Annotated in this window: 1 protein-coding gene; it reads left to right on the top strand. The window is 39.8% G+C overall.

What is annotated here, in order from left to right; genetic code table 11:
- Positions 1–93 precede the first annotated feature (93 nt).
- Positions 94–734 (top strand): IS5 family transposase (locus R3X26_RS18810; protein ID WP_317718850.1); only part of this gene is annotated, 641 nt, incomplete at its 3' end.

The following is a 734-nucleotide window of genomic DNA, read 5'->3' as shown; positions in this document are numbered from 1 at the left end:
ATTAGGGCGTGTTGATCTTTCGTGAGTATTTTTTAAACAGCATGGTAAAGGGTTATAATTTGCTTCGCTAAAAGTAAAACCATAACCAATACCATGCCAAGAACAATACTAACTGATATTCGATGGGAACTGCTACTCCAAGTTATGAAAAGTACAGGTCGTATTTACGATAAAACTGAACATCGAATGACATTTGAAGGAATACTTTATCGAATGAGAACCGGTATTCCTTGGCGAGATCTACCCTCTGAATTCGGAGAGTGGAGTACCGTTTACAGACGATTTAATATTTGGTCAAAGAAAGGGATTTTAGATAAGCTTTTCAGAATCTTATCTAGCATGGCTGATTTTGAATGGGTCTTTCTTGATGGCTCTATAGTTCGAGCGCATCAACATAGCACAGGTGCCGCGACTGAAAGCTCAGAGCAAATAGGAAAAAGTCGCGGAGGCAACTCAACCAAAATTCACTTAGCTGTGGATAGTGGTGGTCTGCCGATTTGCTTTGATTTATCAGAAGGCCAACGCCACGATATAGTGCATGCCAAAAGCTTAGTTGAACAACTCGATGAAATTAATACCATCGTTTGTGATAAAGGATATGACAGCGAACCTTTCCGTACTTTTGTTAAAGAACGTGGTGGAGAAACGGTCATTGCTAAACGCAATTACGGACAAGATATAGACAAAGACAGTATGGATTGGTGTCTATACAAGTATCGTCACTTGGTCGAAAA

Source organism: Vibrio sp. TH_r3 (assembly GCF_033101115.1).
In the GTDB taxonomy this organism is placed as follows: Bacteria; Pseudomonadota; Gammaproteobacteria; order Enterobacterales; family Vibrionaceae; genus Vibrio.
Note: the sequence above shows the minus strand (reverse complement) of the source record. Positions and strands in the feature narration are given on the sequence as shown.